We start from the raw sequence: 20,783 nt of genomic DNA, 5'->3' as shown, positions 1-20,783 counted from the left end.
CGCCCACCATGGACCTCTTTAGCTTCACCGAATGCGCGAACCAGACTCATTCACTCAGAGCACTATTCGAGCTTCTTGTAAGCTGTGCGACCAAGGAAGGTTTCGGTGAAGTCGCATACGGCGCTCTCAACTTCGTTGAGCCCCTTCGGCTGGCGGAGTATCCACCCCCGACTGTGGCTGTGAAGTGGCCGCCAGACTGGTGCGACCGATACTTCAAGCGCAAGTACCATACTATCGATCCGGTGGTCCGGCGTACGCCGATGCTTTCGCGGCCGTTTTTGTGGGATCACCTCGCCGACCACTATCAGCTTCAACCGGACGAAAGACGCGTACTGGAGGAGGCGAGAGAGGCGGGGCTGAAGCATGGCATGAGCGTGCCGTTGTTTGGCCCGTTGGGTCGGATATCTGTGGTGTCGTTTGCATCTGCGTTCGACGATGCTGATCCTCAGGACCGCATCGGTCATCTCAACGCCCTGGCCTGGCAGTTTCACACCGCCTATGGCGACATCGCTCGTCCCTGCGATAATGGCTGCGAAAGAAAAGTGGCACTATCGCCGCGGGAGCTCAGTTGCATGCGGTGGGTGGCAGAAGGGAAATCGTCATGGGAAATTGGGAAAATTCTGGGAATCAGCGACAATACAGTCAACTTTCATGTCAAGAATGCGATGCGCAAGCTGGATGCGACCAGCCGAATTCAAGCGGTCGCTATAGCTGTTCGCCTCAATGTTCTTTGAATTTGAGAACGGGACACTAGCAGCCAATCGTGGGCTTCCAGCTTCTGGCACGTTGAGCATGGCACCTGCGGCGCAGATACGACGCTCCTTGGAGCAAGTCCGCTATCTCACGCTGGGTGAGGTTGTGGGACTTCACGAGATCGATAAATTGTGGAATCGACTGACCTGTTCCTAACCGTGTGTTGGTGGCATCTCGGCCACACTCCAACCAGCCTCTGGATCCATTACTCAGACGAGCTCGCACTTGGTGCTTCGGAACTGGATTGAGGCTGGCAGGGAGAGGAGCAGCTGAGGAAAGAACCCCGACCGGGGTCGGGGTTCCGATTCACGCCACCGCGTGGAGGTCTCTATTTGGGAAAGGGCGAGCCAAACCTGTAATTGAGCCGCGCCGTGATGAGGTCGATGTCCTGGTGGGTGCGGTCCGTGCCAAGGGCGGCTGGGAAGCTTATGTTGCTGCGCTGCATGAACAAGTGGCTATACTCGACGCCAGCTGACCAGTTCGGCGTGAGGCTGACTTCGGCACCGGCGCCCAGCACGCCACCCCAGCGCACATCACTGTTGTTGCCAATCTCGGTGCCAGTAGCCACCGAATTGACGTGATAGGTGTTGCTGGTCACTGCAGCACCACCCTTGCCGTACAGTAGCACGGCATTGAACGCGTAGCCGATGTGGCCCGTGAGAAGGCCGAATGCATCTGTCTTGGTGCCAACGGTGTCTGCCGGAAAGGCGGTGCTGACATTGGAGCCGCTGAAATCAGCCCAGTTGCCTTGTCCTTCGATGCCGTAAACCATGTTGAAGATGTGCCAACGATAGCCAATCTGGCCGCCAATGGTGCCGCCAATCGAATTATGGCAGCCCTCGGGAGTGACACCATTGAAATCCCAGCAGTTCCGGCTCGTTCCCCAGCCACCATTGACGCCGATATAGTAGCCGGACCAATCGATAATCGGGGCTGCGACCGGCAGCGGGACCGCCTTGACCTTGACAGGTTGCCCCGCCAAGTCCGTGCCGAACGAGGGAGCCGCGACACCGAGTGCGCCGATGGTTGCGGTCAGAATCAGAAAATTCTTCATTTAAGTTTGTTCCTTTCGATGCCCCCCGGCGCCGTGCGTTTAACAATATGCTCGCGAATTGCTGTAACTGCCGCACAACATGTCATCGAAAGAAATGAGCCCAATCGTACGCCGCGTCAGATTGTGGAGCGTGCATTTGCCATGCACTGCCTCGACCGAAATGCTGGGGCCTGACAGTGGCGTGTTTCGCGCGGAGTCTTCTTCGAACACGATCCGGTCGTGATGGCGTCTGATGGGTCGCGACGCGAACTGTTTGGCTTCCTTTATCGCTAACTGGCGCCAGAGCCAGGCCGCGTCAGCATGTCCCTGCATGCTCGCTATTCAGAGAGTCGGCAAATGAAGACCGCTGATCGAGGACCCGCCGCGGGCGCTCAAGCTCATTCTTCCGGCAGGACGGTCGTGCTGCCGCTTGCGGCGATGATCGATCACAGCCTGGATCGCTTTTGGCTCAGGACTTTTCGCAAGTGTAGCACAATGCTACTCAACCGTGGCCTCGATTGACGGATGTGATGCGGCTGTGCTTCAGGAGGCCCTTGCTTGAAGTTGCGCGGCTCGTGCCGAGCGAAGGGTCAGGAGAGGAAACGGTATGGCTTTTCCTGGCGCCAGCGAATATTAGCGTGGCTGTCCCGTCGCCGACTTGCACCGGATTCCAGGTGACTGGTCTGGGGCCACCATAAGAGCTGCATAGGAGCGATAGTCGTCGCGAACGTGCTCCTCTTCAGCGGGGCGGAACATGAGCGGAGGGTAAGCTCCACCACGCTCTGCCCCGGTGTTTTTCCGCCGCATAAGGTCCCCAAGAGCCTCAACAAGCCAAGCTTATGTGGCAGTACGGGTTCAAGCGCCTATTGCTCGGTCGACCGCGCCAGTTCAGCCCGCAAGCTGCGTATCGCCTCGTTAGCCAGATTCAGCGTATTCCGTTCGCCCTTCCTTATCAAAGACTCAAGGAAAGTGCACAATCGGCTATGGAGGACCGTCTTGCGATTATGCGCTAGCAACGGATCCTTCTCAACAAAACGCCAGGCTTTATCAAATGCGACGCTCACGATAGCATCTTGCGTCTGCTGATCCATCTCAACACTCCACGCCGTCCTGATACAAGGAAGTACCTTCGCAAAAGCAAGCCGAGCGTCTGTGGCTTGTCCCAGCAGGTAAGACATCAGAGCCGCAGAACGCCCGGACCATCGAGCTGCTCTCGATGCTTCAATGAACTTATAGATGTTTGTTGAAGTTCCGATGACCCCGAATGTCGTATTGCCGGCCGCATTCGAATAATTCTGAAGCGGTTGAAACGAGCTCGCGCTGTTCGCGCGGCTTCGTTGCCGAAGTGCTCTTCTTGCTCGGGATCTGTCGGATAATTGAGGCTCTCTTTCCTGCGATCGGAAGATCAGCGCCATGCCAATCACGACTAAAGCCGAAGATCGATGAAAATGGATTGTTCCCCTCCCTTTCGCGGTCTCTAGCTAAAACGCTTTATCGAAGCGGGTGGCGTTTTCCGGCCACTGCTTGTTTGCTTTCTGACGTGTGTCCGCGGGGCGTCGTCCTTTGCTCGACCTTTGTGGCCTCCTGCTCTCCGTGCGGGCTCGCGCTTTCGGACATGGTGGGGAACAGTTGTGATACGGAAAAGCCAGCGGGACCGGCGTGCTTACGACGGTGAGCCCATAAACGCCAAGTCGCCGATCCCTGGCGCGTACGGCCGTAGCAGTCAGCCCAGCGATAAACGATCGATAAAAGCGGCATCAACCGCAGAGAAAGCCAAATGAAATCTCAGTCTGCTGCTGCACGTGACAGAATTACTTTCGCGATCTTCATTTGATTAGCGGGAGTTCGGAGCACTTCGGGTAATGCCGCCACGGCCTGATCGAAAAGGCGTCCCAAAACCTGAAGGTCTTCTGGGTAGTAAACGCCACGGTCTCTCGAGAGTCGCGTCGTTTGCTGGTCGCGGGCGGGGCCCCCGGTTTTAGCATCGCCGAGCTGGCCGAGCTCGAGTTCCGCCATAATCATTTGGTTTGTCAAGGCGTTTAGCAGTCGGATCGCTTCGAGCTCGTTGCCTTCTTCGCGTACGAGGGCGGCTACAAGGTCAAGTTGCAGGTCGATGCGATCCTCGAGGTCCTCTGAGCGTGAATTGGAAGGGTCAAGTTCCACGGTATTTGCTCCAAAGTTAGCTAAATGCAGGAAGCAGGCTGAGTAAGGGTTGCGTCGTGCTTTCTCGTCCGTGAGACGGCAGACGGGGCGATAGAGCGAATGGCTGCTGCACAAGCCAAAGTGCGGATGCGCGGTCGCCGAAGAGAGAGGGTTGCAGGCATGTGCCGCGAAGAGAGCGCAAAGGCGGAATCGACCAGAGAACGCTGTGAACTGTCATGTGATTCGACCATTGAGCCGATCCAGCGCGTCGACAGTCGCAGTAACTCCAGCCGGCGGGCACGCCGCGATGACGGCAAGTCGAGAATTGCGGCTCGAACTGCTGCGCGATTGCTTGTCGCCTGACATAGCAATCCAGACGTAACCTGAGGCCTTGCCAGGCAGAGTGCCAAGAGCGCTCGGCGCTGGACGAAGCTGTTGCTGAAGGCGGCGCGCCGTCAGCTGGTCCAGACCGGTCTCATCATCATGCCAGACGTTTATGCCCCAGCTCATGCCAGGCAACCCAGAATTAACATCCGCTTCACATGTCTGCGGTTTCTCTCTGCATTCGTTGACAGGCGATGCTGGCCCGGCGAGGGGGCGGATCGGCTCCTGGAAGGGGCGCGATAAGAGACAAGACCGGCAGATCGCGTCCACCCCTCGTTCCGGTGGCGATGTAAGGATTGCAGAGAAGGGATAATCGCGCCGGGATATGCGAAGAGGGCCGGCGCATAGAATGAGATAGGGTAGCGTCAGTCTGTAGGAAATGGGTGCGGGAGCCGCCCGACGACGAAGACTGAGGACGCGAGCAGAGTGAGAATCCACGATCACACCACGTGTAGGGGTGGCAGTAAGATCGCGAGGCTGTTCGCATCACGCCCATCGACATCAGTGCCTCGTCCTGGCCGGAGAATAGCGTGGTCAGATAGACAACTGCACTGCTTTGTTTGGAGGCCGCAACAGCGTCGGATCGTCGGTGCTGCCCGCCTGGTCAGGGCAAAAAGTGCAGCCTGCACCGGTCTAGAGGACGGTTCGCCTGCTCCAATTCTATGCAGCGCGCGCATTTGCCTTGGCCAAGCAGTGTGCGTGAGAGTCGATCTTCCTGGAGGGCCTTAGTATGATTGCAAAGGGGGAGGCGCCAGCGCGACAGATTACGCGCCAGACGTTGCGATTAGCGATCTGACCGCATTTACGCCGCTCGTGCGTCGATTCCAAAGATTGATGGCTGTCGTTGGCGAAGCAGCCACGAGAACCTTGAAGCGCCCTGCGACTATGCTGAAAGTAAAATCGGTTCATTGCTCAAACGACATCCGTGGAATGTGCTTTCCGGAAACCGGCGATCGACTTATGGGTATTTGGCTGAAATTGGTAAAATCGAAAGTGTCGATGGGATGCATCCAGTTCGTGGATCGCGGACGCGCGTAATCTCACCTCTTACATCGAAAGCGGGTCAGTTAGTTGTTTCCTGCCGGTTTGGTGCAGTGAGCTTATGGGCCTCTTAGACGAGCTTGCTGATTCGTTGATGACCGGCGGCCCAGAAAGGTCCCAGCAGCGAGCGCAGGCGAATACCTCTAAATTGGACTCCAGATCTCACGAAGGTGAGAGAAACTCATCGATCCCCATAAGCCGAAGGGAGGGTCATAGAGTCTCGTCCGGACTGTCCGACCAGCTCCGGCCGCCCGCAGATGCAGGATGAGCCCTGAGCAATCGCGGGTCTTCATTGAAAAGGTCCGCGAGATCGAAGCGGACGAAGAGCGTTCGACCGCGGATAATTGATAAAGCGGTTCGCAGACAACTTAGCCAAAGCTGTCCCCAAAATAGGAGCGCGAGGCGGTCAGATATCGCCGCCATTGAGGCTGACGGTCGCCTTTGCGCCCCGGGCAAGGACAACCAATATGGCAACCAGCCTCGGATAACCTCAGTGCGTCGGTATACTTGCCACGCATACGATCCCCCAACGCGAACATTATCCGCCAAAGCTATCGAGAATTTCAGCTTTAATTGCAGTTGCGGTGTACAGGGAAATCTCCAGCGGAAGGTTTCCGAATGCAAGCTGGCAAGGCAAGTAGTTGGCACCCGCCACTTCCATCTGCTGGAGAAGGACCTGTCGGACGGAGGCCGGCGTTCCAACGACGCACAATTCGCTCTCAAGTGCTGCATCGAAGGTCAGCGGAAGGGCGCGCGGTGTCGGAATGGCGTTAAGCTCGTAAAGAAACTTAAAGCTCTCCAGCCATCGGCGATACGCAGTTTCGGCCGCCGCATGAGCGTCCTGATCAGACTTCGCAATCACGATCATGCGGGCCAGCCCGAGAAGTGGCTCGCGGCCGTGTGCGGCTGTGCTGTGGGGTCGATGGGAACGGTAGGTGTCCGTAACGTTCCGGACAACGCAGGCGGGGCCTATGCACGCCAGATTGGCGGCATTTGCCGCGGCCCACTGCGCCGACTCAGCCCGATTGCTTGCGATCCAGATGGGCGGATAGGGACGTTGATGGGGCCTCAACGCTAAGGGCACGTCGCTCAACTCGAAGTGGTCTCCCTGATAAGATAGCGTGTGTCCCTTCAGCGCAATATTCAAGATTTCACTGGCTTCCGCATAACGACTTGGTGCGGCGTCTGCACTGATGCCGAAATAGCCCCATTCAATCGGCTGGGAGCCGCGGCCTATCCCGATCTCGAGCCTGCCGCCGCTCAATTGGTCAAGCATGCAGATCTCTTCGAATGCGCGCAATGGATGATAAAGGTTGAGCAACAGTACGAGCGGACCGAGCCGTAATCGCCGGGTGCGCTGCGCGACACTTGATAGGAACAGGTGCGGCGAGGGCCCTCTGCCATGAGGTGTGCAGTGATGTTCGGCCAGGTGATAAGCGTAGAAGCCGAGCGAGTCGCACACCTCGATCAGCTTGAGACGATCTTCATATTGTCGTGCGGCATCTTGGCCGTCGTCATCTAAATGGTCGAAAATGCCGCACCTTAGTCTTGAAGAAAGGCCACTCTTCACTCGATCAATCTCCGATTACGGTCAGATGGCGGGTCCTGGTTGCTGCGTGCCTTTGAGTTCAAAGAGGTCTCGTTCGTCATTTGGACCGGCCAGGCTGTTTTTCTTTGAGTGCGTGGATCTGGGCCTGCACCGTGTGAGCGGGTGACGAGAATTCGAAATGCCGTCGCCGCGCCGTTGATAGACGTCCGCGAATCGCCTCCAAAGGCGAGTTATGCTCGACCAGAAGCATCGTTATTCGCTTCAGAGGTCCTATGCCTCGCGAGCCAGATCAGCCCGGCACGGCTATTATTTGTCTATCATCGGACGTAGCGTCTCCGTCAGGGCGACGTCGGGGAGCTCTGCAAGCGCTGCAACGAACGCGAAAAACGCTCCGAAGGCTGCAAGTATGAGAGAGCTTGCGAGTATCGCTTCTCCGATCTGAGCGCGTCTCATTATCCGTGTCGCTTTGGCTTCGGGGAGATAGCGATGACGCCAATCAGTTCTGCTCGACAGTTTCAACACGGCCCTCTCGCCAGCGGTAAACCAGAAAGCCAGGAGCCGCATTGTCTCCCTTTCTATCGAACCGGACTGGGCCAATCACGGTATCGGTCGGTCGTGAACGAAGTGCGCTAGCTACGCGCACAGCATTGAAAGAACCGGTCCGGTTCACCGCCTCTGCCCATGCTTGCACGGCCGCATAGGCATAAAGCGTGTAGCCTTCAGCGGTCAGGTTGGAAGCTTTGAGTTCGGCCACCACGCCGGCCGCATCGGCATTCCTGGCGGGGTCCGGCATGAAGGTAAACAACGTGCCATTTCCGGCGCTGCCTGTAATGGCCCAGAACTCAGAGGTCATCAACGGATCGTTCGCCATGACGATGAGTCCCGCTCTTGCTTCTGACGCCTGGCGTACAAACAATCCGATTTCGGTATGATAGCCGCCGATATAAGCGACGCGCACCCGATCCTTCTTCATTCTTGAGACCAGCGCTCTGTAATCCTTTTCACCGGCTACGTAGCTTCGCCGAATGACCTGTTCACCGAACTTCCGAAGCTGTGCGTCAACCACGTCGGCGATACCCTTACCTGCGGTGCTCTTGTCGTCGAGCACCGCGATCTTGTCGTTAGGGTAGTTTCGGTGAATATACTTTGCGGCAACGATGCCCTGTTGGTCGTCGCGGCCGCAGATCCGAAAGACAGTCTCCAGGCCGCGTTCTGTTAGCTGAGGATTTGACGAGCCTGGTGACACCTGAATGATGCCTGCTTCGGCGTAAATCTCGGAAGCCGGGATCGACGAAGAAGAACAAAAATGGCCAACGACCAACCGAATCCGCTCTGTTGTGAGCTTATTCGCAACTGCGACAGCTTGCTTCGGGTCGCAAGCGTCGTCGGCGACAGTCAATATCACCTTAGTATTGACGAGTAGGCCAGAAGCGTTGAGCGCCTCCACCGCCGCAGCCGCACCATCGCGCATTTGCGCGCCGAAGGCAGCGCTGCTTCCGCTCATTGGGCCAACTACGGCAATATTTACCTCGGAGCCGCGCGCAACCGAGGCGAGGGCGCAGAAGAGAAGCGCTGCACTCGCAGCAGAAGCGTAACGCCCATTTAACATCGTAGAGCTCCCAATGCTTACCTGAAGTGAACCGCGAGCAGCTGTGATCAGGCCTGCCTGCACGTCGAGGCCGTGTGCCAGGTGAAGTCCTGGCGTCAAGGTCGGCCAGTTTCGACCACGGTTGAGCCTACAAATTGACGTTACGTGCGGTTCAAGCCCCTTTTTAACGGAGCCTCGATCTGTGCCTCAGGAATCGCCGATCGGAGGTCATGAGGGCTGTCCGGCTTCCGTCGGACCGCGTCAGAGCCGCCGATCAGCCAAGCGCCATCGCCTTTTCAGATTGCCAGGGCCGATCAGCAATGCCTTGCGGTCGGCCAGGAGGACATCAGTACGGCTGATCCTCCAACCCGCCAAGGGCCAGATCGAGATATTGCATCAGGCAGGGATCCCAACCAGCCAAACTACGGGGGGCGCTTAATCGTGCAAGTACCTTCAGGATCATCGAAACGCGTGAATCGGCGCCAGCGATTTCGCCGATCAGCAAGCGTGCTGCAACTGCGACAGCCTTTGCCCGCTCGCCGCAAGGATGCTCGCCTCGATCCATACAATCACGCAGGTCGTCGCGGATCCGCCGCCACCGCTCTTCGCGATCTGCAGCTAACTTGCAGGTGCATCGGGACGTCTGATTATGCGTCTCGACCCGCGACATGGCGTTGAGCGTGGCAGGCAGCTCATCCACACTTACCTGGATATCACTGTCGATGGTCATGTTGCGCAAGCGATCTCGCAGCAGAGTTGCTCGAGCGACTTGAAGCTCTATCCGTTCTAAATGTTTGCGCAGAAGATCGGTAAGTGAGGTCGTGCCCTCCATAGCTTTACGGATCTCGACAAGGGAGAAGCCAAGCTCACGTAGCGCTCGAATTTGGTGAACCCGCTGCACACTTTCGCGGTCGTACATCCGGTGGCCGCCGTCAGTACGCTCTGAAGCTGCTAGGAGCCCGGTGTGTTCATAATGATGCAGCGTGCGTACCGTTACTCCGGTCGCCTCTGCAAGTTCGCCAATGCGCCATCGACGCCTTCGTGGTGTAGCTTTGCTCATGTTGTTCATTTCAAAGCCTACAACCTGACGTCACGTGTGATTCAAGCTATTTCAAAGCTCTAGCTGGATCGTCTTCCATTCCAGCGCGAGACTGGTGACTATCCTCAGAATGGCGGGGGATCAACCCTGAGGGGAAATGGTGATCAACAAGTTCGTCAGGCATGCCAGTTGAGCCTCGCCAGCCGTTGTACGCTCCAGGATGAGTTTGGCGATTGCTGTGCGATTTTCCGGACTTCGCATCGATGGGGGTAGCGCGGTGATCGCACTATCATAAAAGCGTCCCAGGACGGAAAGCTCTTCCGGATCGAATACGCCGCTGCATTGCTCCAAGTTCAGCTCCTTGCTTGTCATTGCGTCATGGCAGCGCACGTCGTCAAGACGTTTGGCTGCGATAGGGCCAAAAGAAGTCAGACCCGCGGCGCGGAGCGACGAAGATGCGATGTACTCCCATGTGATGCGACAGGGCAACATGCGTGCGCGATGCTTGCCTCGACGGCGCAAGAGATCGTGGTCATGTGCATGATCAATGACCATCACGCTCACGGTGCGTGATGGTACGGCTTCCGAAGAAGCTGAAGCGTCTCCGCTCTTCGGGGGCCACTGCTGATTCGGAGAGTTGACGAGGGTAGCCCGGCGCCGATTCTGCTGTATCGACAGCAGGTGCGCCCGGCGGCCGGGTGCAACGTACGTCCCTGTCTCTAAAACCAGGCCAACAGTCTGACCCGCCGCTCGCACGTCGAGCCTATTGCCAACGTGCGGAAGACGTACACAACGTCGTCATGATAGCCGTCTGTTGCGATCATCTTTATAGAGCGTCCATGAATTCGAGCGAGGCGAGCCAAAACTGTATGCGTTGAGACATTCGTTGGGATATGAGGTTCGCAGATCTTACGAACGTCCTTACGACAACGGCGAGACGGATCGTGCGAAATCTCCGGCAGTATCAGCCCGCTCCGAAGTGCAGATGATGAAGGCCTCTTGCCCAGTTGCCATGCGGGTAGCTTCCTGCAACAATATCTCTCGCATCCACAGGCTTTCCGGGTCGCTATTGTGAAGCACGGGCCATTGAACCGCCTCAGTGAAGGCGGGGAATGGCTGCGGGAGCTCCGCAATGCGAAGGGGCATTGTTCTTTGGAAATGCTTTACGAGCCCTAATGGCATCGTCCCTAAGCGGTTGGTGCCTACCAGCAGGGGCGGGATCATGCTGAAGCTCTGCACGAGAATGTCGATGCGCCGATTGAGACCTAGATCGAGTAAAAGGGATTCTTCGACCGGCGTCTTGCGCGCGCCTTTGACCTTAACCGCGACGTGCCCCATCGACATATACCGATCAAATGTAAGCCCCCGTAGTAGTTGGCTGTTTGAGCAGCAACCTACGCAGACCAGTCTCTCCTCGAATAGGGTCGCCCTGGGGTGCGCTCCGGACATGAACAATTCCGGCAGGATAACAAAATCGACTTCGCCGCAGCGGAGAAGTTCATCGTGCTCATCGGTGAGCGCGACCAGTTCGAAGCTGACGGCCGGTGCTTCTCGCGCGACGCGCTCCACGACATTTCGGAAGAATACGACTGTTATAAAATCAGAAAGGCCGATCCTGAATCGCCGGTTCGATCGAGCTGGATCGAACACGTCCCGCGCGATAATTGAAAGATCGATGTGCGTTAGAGCCTCGCGTACGGGGGCTGCGAGTCCTTCCGCGCGTGAGGTCAGGACAAGTTCCCGCCCCCTCATCCCAAACAGCTCATCACGGAAGTAGGAGCGCAGCCGGGCAACAGCTGCGCTCATGGCCGGCTGACTAAGATTGATCTTGCGGGCCGCTGCGCTGAGGTTGCGCTCAGTCATTAGAGCATCCAGCGCGACGAGAAGATTTAGATCCAGACCTTTGAAACGCATGTCTTCTTATCCGGCACGAACGTAATTGGGCGCATACACCAAGCGGTGATGGCTGCGTCTGGAGAGGTCCTATTGGCTCGCACGAATGGACATCGTTTCCATCCCACGACCGCGAAAAAGACGCTCGTGCATTGACCGCAACAATGGAGAGCAAGGCGGTAGGCCGACCAGCAGCGGCCGGAAGCCGTCAGGAGTCCCAAAGGTGATCGGTGTCGCCGGTTCCCGCGACCCACGCAACAGGACCCGGCCGGTTGGTTAATGGCAGATCAACCCAATGTCCGGCCAGTACCGTGAGTTCGCCAAAGCGTCCAGTCGAGAGCCGCCTAGCACAGCTTTCATCACGGCGGCCAACCTACAACCTGACGCAGTGTGTGGTTCAAGCGATTTTTTGCGGCAAGCCAAACATTATTGTACCGGAGGAGGCGTGTTGTGCCGCGATAGTGCCCGGCGTCGCCTGTTTGCGGTGCAAGCGCCTCATCTGCGAGGTCACCACGCTCACGACTCGGCAAGTCTTCGCAGCCGATCGCCCGTCGCTGGCAGCTTGGCCTCAGAGACGTAGAAGTGACGAAAGCGGCCGACTAGGTCGAAGGATTGTTAGCGTATTTGGATCGTGCCGAGAGTGGCTTACGGTGAGCCTAGCAGCGCCTGCGAGTTGGAGGATCCAGATGCCCAGATGCCATGTTGGATGCTTCCTCCAGCAATATCCGCCGCATCCAAATGCTCGCCGGATCAGTATTGTGGAACGCAGGCCACTGCACAGCCTCAGTAAATGTGGGCAGCGGGAGCGGCGGTTCGACGATCCGCAGTGGCATCCGCTTTTCGAAGTGTTTGGCGAGTCGTAAGGGCATTGTGCCGATACGGCCTGTGTCTAACAATATGGGCGGAATCAGGCTAAAGCCCTGCACAACGATCTCAATGCGTCTCTTGACGCCGTGCTCAAGCAAAAACCACTCTTCGATGTTTGGTCTGAGCGCCCGTCCGAACTTCGCCGTAACGTGCCCCATCGAAATGTATTTCTCGAATGTCAGCTGCCGCGATAGCTGCTTGTTCTCGCGGCATCCGACGCATACGAGGGTCTCGTCAAACAGCATCGCCTTAGGATGCGCGCTCGACATGAACAGCTCCGGCAGAATGAGAAAGTCCACCTCGCCCCGGCGGAGCAGCTCATCGGGTTCATCGGAAAATGGCAGCAATTCGAAGCGCACCGCGGGGGCTTCCTGTGCAATGCGGTCCACAATTTTGCGAAGAAAGACGATCGTCATGAAATCGGAGAGGATGAACCTGAAGCGTCGGCTCGACTGAGTAGGGTCGAACGCGTCCCGCGATATGATCGAGAGTTGGATATGCAGCAGGGCCTCGCGCACCGGACCTGCAAGCGCCTCCGCGCCAGGTGTCGGGACGAGCTCGCGACCTCTCATGGTGAACAGTTCATCGCGGAAATAGGTGCGCAGCCGCGCGATCGCAGCGCTCATAGCGGGCTGGCTCAGGTGAATTTTGCGCGCCGCCGCTGTGAGATTGCGCTCCGTCATCAGAGCATCGAGCGCAACGAGAAGGTTTAGATCAAGTCCCTTGAACCGCATGTTGTAAGTCTATCCATCGTGTGGATGTGTTCCATCGGAACAATCGATTTTACCAAATTGCTGGACGTTGGATAGCAAACATCAGTTTGCAAAAGTAATCAGGCATACCACGATGGCTGCTGCTCGCTCACGCTGGCTCAGAGAAAAGCTCCTGGACGTGCGAGCAGCCGGCGCATCCGCTTCGAGCGCGGCTATGTGCGCGCCGTGCGAGCCGCGTCGCTTCGTCTCGGTGCGAAAGCCGCTCGATCGAGACGCCAGGCAGATCTCCATAAACCTTGGTATGCGTGTTTCATCCGTTTCCATATTGCAGGTTTACCCGCGTACACTTGAGAGCGCGTTCAGCTGCGTTCTAGTGTCGGGAAATAGCGGCAGGCGCAGATTGCGGATGCCCAGTCATTCAGGCGACTCTCCAAATGGCTCGCCTGTCCACCGCATTCAGGGCGTGTCGAAGATGTATAAGAACCAGTGTGATCTGATGCCACTCGGCTGCGCCATCGATGAGGCGCCGCGCATCGAAGGCCTGCCCGCAGACGTCAAAACGTCGACAGAGATGTTAGACGAGGCCGAAAAGCTCCGTGGTGCAGGCAGGTTCTGGCTAGTCCAATTGCCTCGCCGGCATCTTCCGGCCTATCTCGCGCAGGGCATTGGCCGGATGACGAGTGCGAACCATGAGATCGCTTCGTCGCGAGCGAAGGCGCATGGCGCGGTGCAGGCGAGGAGTGCGGCGCTCCGAGGGGGCAAGGCAGCACATTTCAGTATTGATCAGCGGTTCGGCGACTAGCGAATTCTCGTGACCATCTCCGCTCATAATTCCACTGGCGCAAGGAAGCCCGCCATGAACATTGCCGCATCCCGGACTGCGGGAGCTCCTACCGCGCGCGCTCAAGTGCAGTGGAGCCTTCGCTGGGAAAGCGAACTGCGGCTCGCTGATCATGCCGAGCTCGCCGAGTTCTTCCGCAAAAGTTACGGGCCGACCGGTGCGTTCAATGCGCAGCCATTTGAGGGCAACCGAAGTTGGGCCGGTGCAAGACCTGAGGTCCGCGTAATCGGTTACGACGCGCGTGGGATAGCTGCTCACGTCGGGCTACTACGCCGTTTCATCAACGTTGGTGGGGTCGACCTTCTCGTGGGCGAACTGGGGTTATATGCGGTGCGCCCGGATCTTGAAGGCCTGGGAATTAGCCAGGCAATGCGCGTGATGTATCCCATGCTGCAGAAGCTTGGGATTCCATTCGGCTTTGGCACGGTTCGGCCTGCGCTTGAGAAGCATATGACCCGACTGGTCGAAAGGCAGGGGCTCGCCACCCTCATATCTGGCATTCGCGTCCGCTCCACGCATCCGGATGTCTATCCCAATTTGTCGCCGATCCGCATCGAAGACGTGATCGTGGTGGTTTTTCCGGTTGGACGCTCGATGAGCGAGTGGCCGGCCGGGACGATCATCGATCGGAACGGGCCCGAGTTGTGAAAGAGCTTTTCCCCCTATCTGCTGTCCGTTGCGACTACGCTGACGTGAGTGGAAGTCGCCCCGTGTATTTGACCTTTGATGATGGGCCAAATCCATTTTGCACGCCAGAGGTGCTCGATGTGCTGGCGCAACATCGGACTCCGGCGACGTTCTTCGTGATCGGCACGTACGCGGCCGAACAACCTGAACTCATTCGACGAATGATCGCGGAAGGGCACGAGGTTGCGAACCACACGATGACGCATCCGGATCTATCCAGATGCGGACCAGCGGAGGTACGCGATGAAGTTCTGGCGGCGAGCGAGGCGATCCGTTCGGCGTGCCCGCAGGCCTCACCCAGGCACATGCGAGCACCTTACGGCATGTGGACACAAGAGGTGCTCGCTGTGTCAGCGAGCGCTGGTCTCACAGCTGTGCACTGGTCGGTCGATCCGAGGGATTGGTCCCGCCCCGGGGTTGATAGAATTGTGAATTCAGTACTGGCGAGCGTTCGCCCGGGTGCAATTGTGCTCCTGCACGACGGATATCCTCCTGATGAGGAGCGACCGTGCACTGATGCCACGCTACGCGATCAGACCACCATCGCGCTGTCACATCTGATCCCGGCGCTACAACGGCGCGGGTTTGTAATCCGTCCACTCCCTCAACTTCACTGAAAAAAACTGACACCCTATGGACCTGCTCGCTACAACAAGCGCCGTCGCTGTTTCGTCTTATGCGCTGCTCTCGACGATCTACAAGAGCGCGCAAGCGCTTTATGCCCAACCGGCGACGAACCCATCGCTGCAGGACAACCTGGGACAATCGGAGGCGGTCCTTCCCAGTGTAGACGTCATCGTACCGTGCTTCAACGAGGATCCAATCACGCTCGCCCAATGTCTGGAGTCGCTGGCGAGTCAAGACTACACCGGAAAGCTACAGGTGTATGTGGTCGACGACGGATCTGCAAATCGCGACGTTGTCGCGCCTGTACACAAAATCTATGCGAACGATCCGAGGTTCAGCGTCATCTTGCTGGCAAACAACGTTGGAAAGCGCAAGGCGCAGATCGCCGCAATACGCGGCTCATCCGGTGACTTGGTCCTCAACGTTGACTCGGATACGATACTTGCCGCTGACGTCGTCACTAAGCTTGTATTGAAGATGCACGACCCGGAAGTCGGTGCGGCCATGGGTCAGTTGATAGCGAGCAACCGCAGCCAAACCTGGCTGACCAAGTTGATCGATATGGAATACTGGTTGGCATGCAACGAGGAGCGCGCGGCGCAGGCGCGTTTCGGCGCCGTCATGTGCTGCTGCGGCCCATGTGCCATGTATCGTCGCTCCGCGCTGGCCTTGCTTCTCGATCAATACGAAGCCCAATTCTTTCGTGGGAAGCCGAGCGATTTCGGCGAGGATCGCCATCTAACGATCCTCATGCTCAAGGCGGGATTTCGAACGGAATACGTCTCGGACGCGATCGCAGCAACAGTCGTCCCGGATAGCCTTGGGCCATATCTACGCCAGCAACTCCGCTGGGCGCGCAGTACCTTCCGGGACACGTTCCTTGCATTACGCCTGCTGCCAGAGCTCGATGGCTATCTGACGCTAGACGTTGTCGGGCAAAATCTCGGCCCGTTGCTTCTCGCCCTGTCATCACTGGCTGCGCTCGCACAGCTCCTAATCGCCGGCTCTGTACCCTGGTGGACAGGATTGACGCTTGCAGCAATGACAATGGTCCGCTGCAGTGTGGCAGCCCTTCGTGCTCGCGAACTGCGGTTTCTCGGCTTCGCGCTCCACACACCGATCAATATCTTTCTCTTACTTCCTTTGAAGGCCTATGCGCTTTGTACCTTGAGCAACAGCGATTGGCTATCGCGCAAGGTCGTCAATGTGCCGGCCGAAGGGGAAAAGCAGTCTGTCATCCCGCACCCGAACGCTGGACGAAGTGCTGCAAGTAAATGGGGAATGTCTGGAATAATTCATAAGGCAGGGCTTTCGAGCCCTGAATCGAGCCAAACGGCAACGAAGAGTGTTTGCGGTTGCGATCGTTCGACCGCCTGCAAGTAGGTGATAGGCTCATGATCCCGGACGCAAACCATCAGCTATTAGAGCGAGAGTTGTCTGCCGACGATCCATGGCGCCTCGACAGCAGTTCCTTCGAGCAGGAGCGATACGCGCAAATGCTCCGGATGTCGCGCTGCAATGGAGACGTTGCGTGTGCCCTCGAAGTGGGATGTGCAGCCGGTGCATTCACCGGCATGCTGGCGCCGCTATGCGAACGGCTCACTGTGGTCGATGTCATGCCGCAGGCCATCGAGCGAGCGCGACGACGGACCAGGAAGTGGTCGCATATCACGTGGGTGACCTCCGACATCCAGCGGTTCTCGACCACCGAGCGGTTCGATTTGATTGTCGTGGCCGAAGTTCTTTACTACCTCAAGGACATTGTCGAGATGCATGCGGCTATCCGCAACCTAGTGAGTATGCTTGCGCCAAATGGAGCTCTGATTTTGGGGTCCGCACGTGATGCCACATGTCAACGATGGGGCCATGCTGCTGGTGCCGAAACGGTGATCGCTCTCTTCAACGAGAGCCTATCGGAGGTCGAGCGTCTGCATTGCCACACCGAGTCGGTCAACGAAGACTGCTTGATCGTCCGGTTCCGGAAGCCGGGTCATTCGTCAGAACAATCAAACGTCGGCCACTAGAGCAGGGGATCGTATGCGCATCTGCGGCATCAAGTTAACACATGACGGTGCAATTGCTGTCGTCGAGGACGGGCGGCTTGTCTTTTGCACCGAGCAAGAGAAGCGCGGCAACAGTCCACGCTATCAATCCGTCGAGAATGTCGATGCAGTCGTGCTCGCCTTGGCGGAGCATGGCCTGGATCCGCGGGATATCGATCAGTTCGTCATCGACGGCTGGGATGGGGAGATTGAGTCGCAGTTCCAGGTCCTAAGTGGCGCTGTACCGATCGCGCTGAAAGGGGCGCCGTATGTCGAGCGCCATGCTGAGGGCCTTCTTGATTCCGTCGACGGCTTTGGCCTGATCCTCGGAGGCAAGGTGTTTCCATATAAGAGCTACCCGCATGTTACGGGCCACGTCGCGTCAGCATATAGCACCAGTCCCTTTGCCAGCGCGGGAAAACCCGCGTTCTGCCTGGTATGGGATGGCTGCATCTTTCCGCGTCTTTATTATGTGGAACCCCGGGGGGCACGGTTCATCGCATCCCTGTTCCCGATGATCGGCCATGCCTATGCTGCCGCGGGCCTTCACTTCGGCCCTTACAGGCAGCCGAACCGCTCCAGTTGGGATTTAGGCATCGCCGGCAAGCTGATGGCTTACATCGCGCTTGGTTCTGTCGACGAAAGCATTGTGGCAGTGTTTCAGGAGCTCTACGAAAAGCGCTTCGCCGCTGACACGGAGCAGGCTCGTCGCTACCGCGCTGACATCAACAATGCAGAATCGTCGCTTGCAGCTGTACACGACTTCTTCGAGGCAAGCGCATTGCGCCTGACGGCCAAGCGAGCGGAGGACGTCCTCGCGTCGTTTCATGCGTTCGTGGAACGTCTTCTTGTCAAGGAAATGGCGATGGTTTTGCTGCGACACTCGTCCCTTCCGGGAGCGCGAAATCTATGTATCGCCGGAGGTTGCGGTCTGAATATCAAGTGGAACAGCGCGCTTCGTGCGGCGGGATTGTTCGATGATGTTTGGGTGCCGCCGTTTCCGAATGACAGCGGTTCGGCAATTGGCGCTGCTTGCGGCGCGATGGCGGTGCAGAATGGCTTCGGGCCATTGGAATGGTCAGTCTACAGTGGTCCGTCCCTGCAGGACAGCGAGCTTCCGCCGGAGTGGGAGGCGGCGCCATGCAGTCTGCGTGAACTTGCGGTGATTCTCGCCGACAACAAGCCGGTCATCTTCCTTTCCGGGCGCGCCGAGCTTGGGCCACGGGCGTTGGGCGGCAGAAGCATTCTCGCAGCGCCGACCTCGGCGGCAATGAAGGATCATCTCAACGACATCAAGCATCGTGAGCACTTCCGGCCGGTGGCGCCGATCTGTCTGGAGGATCGGGCGTCAGAAATTTTCAGCCCAGGTACGCCAGATCCTTATATGCTATTCGATCACCAGACCCGGGCGGAATGGCGCGACAAGGTTCCCGCTGTGGTGCACCTTGACGGCTCGGCGCGGCTGCAGACAATCTCCCGCTACTCTCCGCACAAGGTCGCCGCGCTTCTCGTCGAATTTGAGCAACTCACTGGGATTCCGCTACTCTGCAACACGAGCGCCAACCTCCACGGAAGGGGATTCTTCCCGGATGCTGCCGCGGCCTGCCAATGGGGGCGTGTTGAGCATGTGTGGTGCGACGGCCAGCTCTGGGCCAAGACGGTCGTTAAGAAGCCCTCGTCTGCTGAACGACTTCTTTCAGCCTAAGATGAACATGTCCACGATAGCGATCGACCTTGCCGACGTGAAAAAGTCATTTGGCGACAAGGTCATCGTCAATGAACTATCGTTCTCGGTTGCGCGCGGAGAATGCTTCGGCCTGCTTGGGCCAAATGGAGCTGGCAAGAGTACGATTGCGCGTATGTTGCTCGGCACGATTTCGCCGGACGCAGGCAAGATTACGGTCCTCAATGAGCCTGTGCCTTCCCGCGCTCGTGTGGCGCGTGTGCGCATCGGCGTCGTGCCGCAGTTCGATAACCTTGAACACGAGTTCACTGTGCGAGAGAATCTGCTTGTGTTTGGCCGCTATTTCGGCATGAGCGCTCGCAAGATCGAGGCGATCGCGCCGTCGCTGCTCGAGTTTGCGCGCCTCGAAAGCAAGGCGCACACGCGCGTCTCTGAGTTGTCCGGCGGCATGAAACGGCGGCTGACGCTGGCGCGGGCGCTAATCAATGACCCGCATCTGCTCGTGATGGACGAGCCGACGACTGGTTTGGATCCGCACGCCCGTCACCTGATTTGGGAACGTCTGCGAGTTCTGCTTGGGCGGGGCAAGACGATTCTCTTGACCACTCACTTCATGGAAGAGGCCGAACGCCTGTGCGATCGGCTGTGTGTCCTCGAGGGTGGACGCAAGATCGCCGAAGGCAAGCCAGACGCTCTGATCGATGAGCATATTGGCTGCGACGTCATTGAAATCTATGGGGGGGATCTACATCAGCTCTGCGAACTGGTCAGGCCGTATGCGCGGCACATCGAAGTGAGTGGAGAGACTCTCTTTTGTTATGCGTCATATCCGGAGCAGGTACGCGTGAAACTGCGAGGGCGAGCGGGCCTTCGTATTCTGCAGCGCCCGCCGAATCTCGAAGACGTGTTTTTGCGGCTCACCGGGCGCGAGATGGAGAAGTGAGCGATGGGTGAAAGCTATGCGGCGGTAATGCCCGCTAACGCGTACAACTGGATCGCGGTATGGCGTCGAAATTTCCTGGCATGGAGGAAAGTCGCGCTTGCATCGCTTCTCGGCAACCTCGCAGATCCCATAACCAATCTGCTCGGCCTTGGCTTTGGCCTCGGCCTCATCGTGGGACGGGTCGAGGGGACTTCGTACATCGCTTTTCTGGCAGCGGGTATGGTCGCGCTCAGCGCCATGACATCCGCGACCTTTGAAACCCTGTATGCAGCCTTTGCTCGCATGGATGCCAAGCGCACCTGGGAAGCAATTCTGTTCACACAGCTCACGCTTGGCGACATCGTTCTAGGTGAATTGATGTGGGCGGCCAGTAAGTCCGTTCTGGCCGGGACAGCAATTGGGATTGTCGCTGCCACGTTGGGTTATGCATCCTGGACGTCGATTTTCTGTGCGATACCAACAGTCGCCCTTACCGGCCTTGTCTTCGCCAGCATGGCAATGGTCGTCATATCTCTTGCGCCAACTTATGATTACTTCGTGTTTTACCAGTCACTCATCCTTAGCCCTATGGTGTTTCTGTGTGGCGCGGTCTTTCCGATGAGCCAACTGCCCGGCTCATTTCAGCACTTCGCCGGATTGTTGCCGCTCGCACATTCGGTCGACCTCATTCGCCCAGTGATGCTTGAGCGCGGCGCCGACGACGCTGTGCTGCATGTCGGTGCGCTTTGCTTGTACGCGGTATTGTCCTTCTTCGTGTCGACGGTACTGTTTCGGCGCCGCCTGCTGCGTTGACGTGAGTTGAGCGATAACGGAGAAAGTCAAATCGATGCAGGGTCACGATGCTTTCTGCGGTAGCTCGGGAGGACCTGGTCTGTCACAGCAGTTGCTGAACGGCCTTAAGAGCGCCGCGATCGAGCCAGGTCTGCGGTCGCCTGTTCAGTCGATTGGTGCGGACGC

The 20,783-nt window shown here is 57.8% G+C and carries 18 protein-coding genes; 9 read left to right on the top strand and 9 right to left on the bottom strand.

Annotated features, from left to right (window positions below; all coding sequences use genetic code 11):
- Positions 1-8: 8 nt before the first annotated feature.
- The gene (locus XI06_RS25260; RefSeq protein ID WP_271606825.1) at positions 9-734 is read left to right on the top strand and encodes a LuxR family transcriptional regulator; all 726 of its coding nucleotides are present in this window, start codon (positions 9-11) and stop codon (positions 732-734) included.
- 347 nt (positions 735-1,081) lie between these two features.
- On the opposite strand, the gene XI06_RS25255 is transcribed toward XI06_RS25260, so the two are convergent.
- The 9 genes from XI06_RS25255 to nodD1 form a co-directional block, all read right to left on the bottom strand.
- Positions 1,082-1,807 (bottom strand): outer membrane protein, encoded by a 726-nt coding sequence (locus XI06_RS25255; RefSeq protein ID WP_271606767.1) that lies wholly within the window; start codon positions 1,805-1,807, stop codon positions 1,082-1,084.
- A gap of 842 nt (positions 1,808-2,649) precedes the next feature.
- Positions 2,650-2,877: a hypothetical protein gene (locus XI06_RS25250; protein WP_271606766.1), complete on the bottom strand. Its 228-nt coding sequence runs from the start codon at positions 2,875-2,877 to the stop codon at positions 2,650-2,652.
- A gap of 694 nt (positions 2,878-3,571) precedes the next feature.
- A complete protein-coding gene (locus XI06_RS25245; RefSeq protein ID WP_271606765.1) occupies positions 3,572-3,949 on the bottom strand; it encodes a NolY in 378 nt (125 codons plus the stop codon).
- A gap of 1,942 nt (positions 3,950-5,891) precedes the next feature.
- Positions 5,892-6,923 carry an LLM class flavin-dependent oxidoreductase gene (locus XI06_RS25240; RefSeq protein WP_271606764.1) on the bottom strand — a complete coding sequence of 344 codons (1,032 nt, stop codon included), beginning with the start codon at positions 6,921-6,923 and terminating at the stop codon, positions 5,892-5,894.
- 475 nt (positions 6,924-7,398) lie between these two features.
- The gene (locus tag XI06_RS25235; protein ID WP_271606763.1) at positions 7,399-8,511 is read right to left on the bottom strand and encodes a branched-chain amino acid ABC transporter substrate-binding protein; all 1,113 of its coding nucleotides are present in this window, start codon (positions 8,509-8,511) and stop codon (positions 7,399-7,401) included.
- 325 nt (positions 8,512-8,836) lie between these two features.
- Entirely contained in the window at positions 8,837-9,550 is a 714-nt protein-coding gene (locus XI06_RS25230; RefSeq protein WP_194394345.1) for a MerR family transcriptional regulator, read from the bottom strand.
- Between the two features lie 120 nt (positions 9,551-9,670).
- Entirely contained in the window at positions 9,671-10,093 is a 423-nt protein-coding gene (locus XI06_RS25225) for a hypothetical protein (RefSeq protein WP_271606762.1), read from the bottom strand.
- A 357-nt stretch (positions 10,094-10,450) separates the two neighbouring features.
- Positions 10,451-11,443 carry a transcriptional regulator NodD2 gene (nodD2, locus tag XI06_RS25220; RefSeq protein WP_271606761.1) on the bottom strand — a complete coding sequence of 331 codons (993 nt, stop codon included), beginning with the start codon at positions 11,441-11,443 and terminating at the stop codon, positions 10,451-10,453.
- A gap of 635 nt (positions 11,444-12,078) precedes the next feature.
- Positions 12,079-13,023, bottom strand: coding sequence for a transcriptional regulator NodD1 (gene nodD1 / locus XI06_RS25215; RefSeq protein WP_271606760.1), 945 nt, complete (start codon positions 13,021-13,023; stop codon positions 12,079-12,081).
- Between the two features lie 451 nt (positions 13,024-13,474).
- On the opposite strand from nodD1, the gene XI06_RS25210 reads away from it, so the two are divergent.
- The 8 genes from XI06_RS25210 to XI06_RS25175 are packed head-to-tail and all read left to right on the top strand — an operon-like array spanning position 13,475 to position 20,618.
- Complete coding sequence (locus XI06_RS25210) at positions 13,475-13,804, top strand: hypothetical protein (RefSeq protein WP_271606759.1); 330 nt, start codon at positions 13,475-13,477, stop codon at positions 13,802-13,804.
- Positions 13,805-13,858: 54 nt separating this feature from the next.
- Positions 13,859-14,491, top strand: coding sequence for a NodA family N-acyltransferase (locus XI06_RS25205; protein WP_271606758.1), 633 nt, complete (start codon positions 13,859-13,861; stop codon positions 14,489-14,491).
- A complete protein-coding gene (gene nodB, locus XI06_RS25200) occupies positions 14,488-15,147 on the top strand; it encodes a chitooligosaccharide deacetylase NodB (RefSeq protein ID WP_271606757.1) in 660 nt (219 codons plus the stop codon). Before XI06_RS25205 ends, nodB begins: the two co-directional genes overlap by 4 nt.
- A gap of 16 nt (positions 15,148-15,163) precedes the next feature.
- Complete coding sequence (nodC, locus tag XI06_RS25195; RefSeq protein ID WP_271606756.1) at positions 15,164-16,540, top strand: chitooligosaccharide synthase NodC; 1,377 nt, start codon at positions 15,164-15,166, stop codon at positions 16,538-16,540.
- Between the two features lie 11 nt (positions 16,541-16,551).
- A complete protein-coding gene (nodS, locus tag XI06_RS25190; RefSeq protein ID WP_271606755.1) occupies positions 16,552-17,181 on the top strand; it encodes a nodulation methyltransferase NodS in 630 nt (209 codons plus the stop codon).
- Positions 17,182-17,194: 13 nt separating this feature from the next.
- Entirely contained in the window at positions 17,195-18,904 is a 1,710-nt protein-coding gene (nodU, locus tag XI06_RS25185) for a nodulation protein NodU (protein ID WP_271606754.1), read from the top strand.
- A 1-nt stretch (position 18,905) separates the two neighbouring features.
- On the top strand, positions 18,906-19,826 hold the full coding sequence (nodI, locus tag XI06_RS25180) for a nodulation factor ABC transporter ATP-binding protein NodI (protein WP_271606753.1): 921 nt from the start codon (positions 18,906-18,908) through the stop codon (positions 19,824-19,826).
- A 3-nt stretch (positions 19,827-19,829) separates the two neighbouring features.
- Positions 19,830-20,618 carry an ABC transporter permease gene (locus tag XI06_RS25175; protein WP_271606752.1) on the top strand — a complete coding sequence of 263 codons (789 nt, stop codon included), beginning with the start codon at positions 19,830-19,832 and terminating at the stop codon, positions 20,616-20,618.
- Positions 20,619-20,783 lie beyond the last annotated feature (165 nt).

The sequence above is a fragment of the Bradyrhizobium sp. CCBAU 11434 genome (genome assembly GCF_028128895.1).
Lineage (GTDB): Bacteria > Pseudomonadota > Alphaproteobacteria > Rhizobiales > Xanthobacteraceae > Bradyrhizobium > Bradyrhizobium zhengyangense.
Note: the sequence above shows the minus strand (reverse complement) of the source record. Positions and strands in the feature narration are given on the sequence as shown.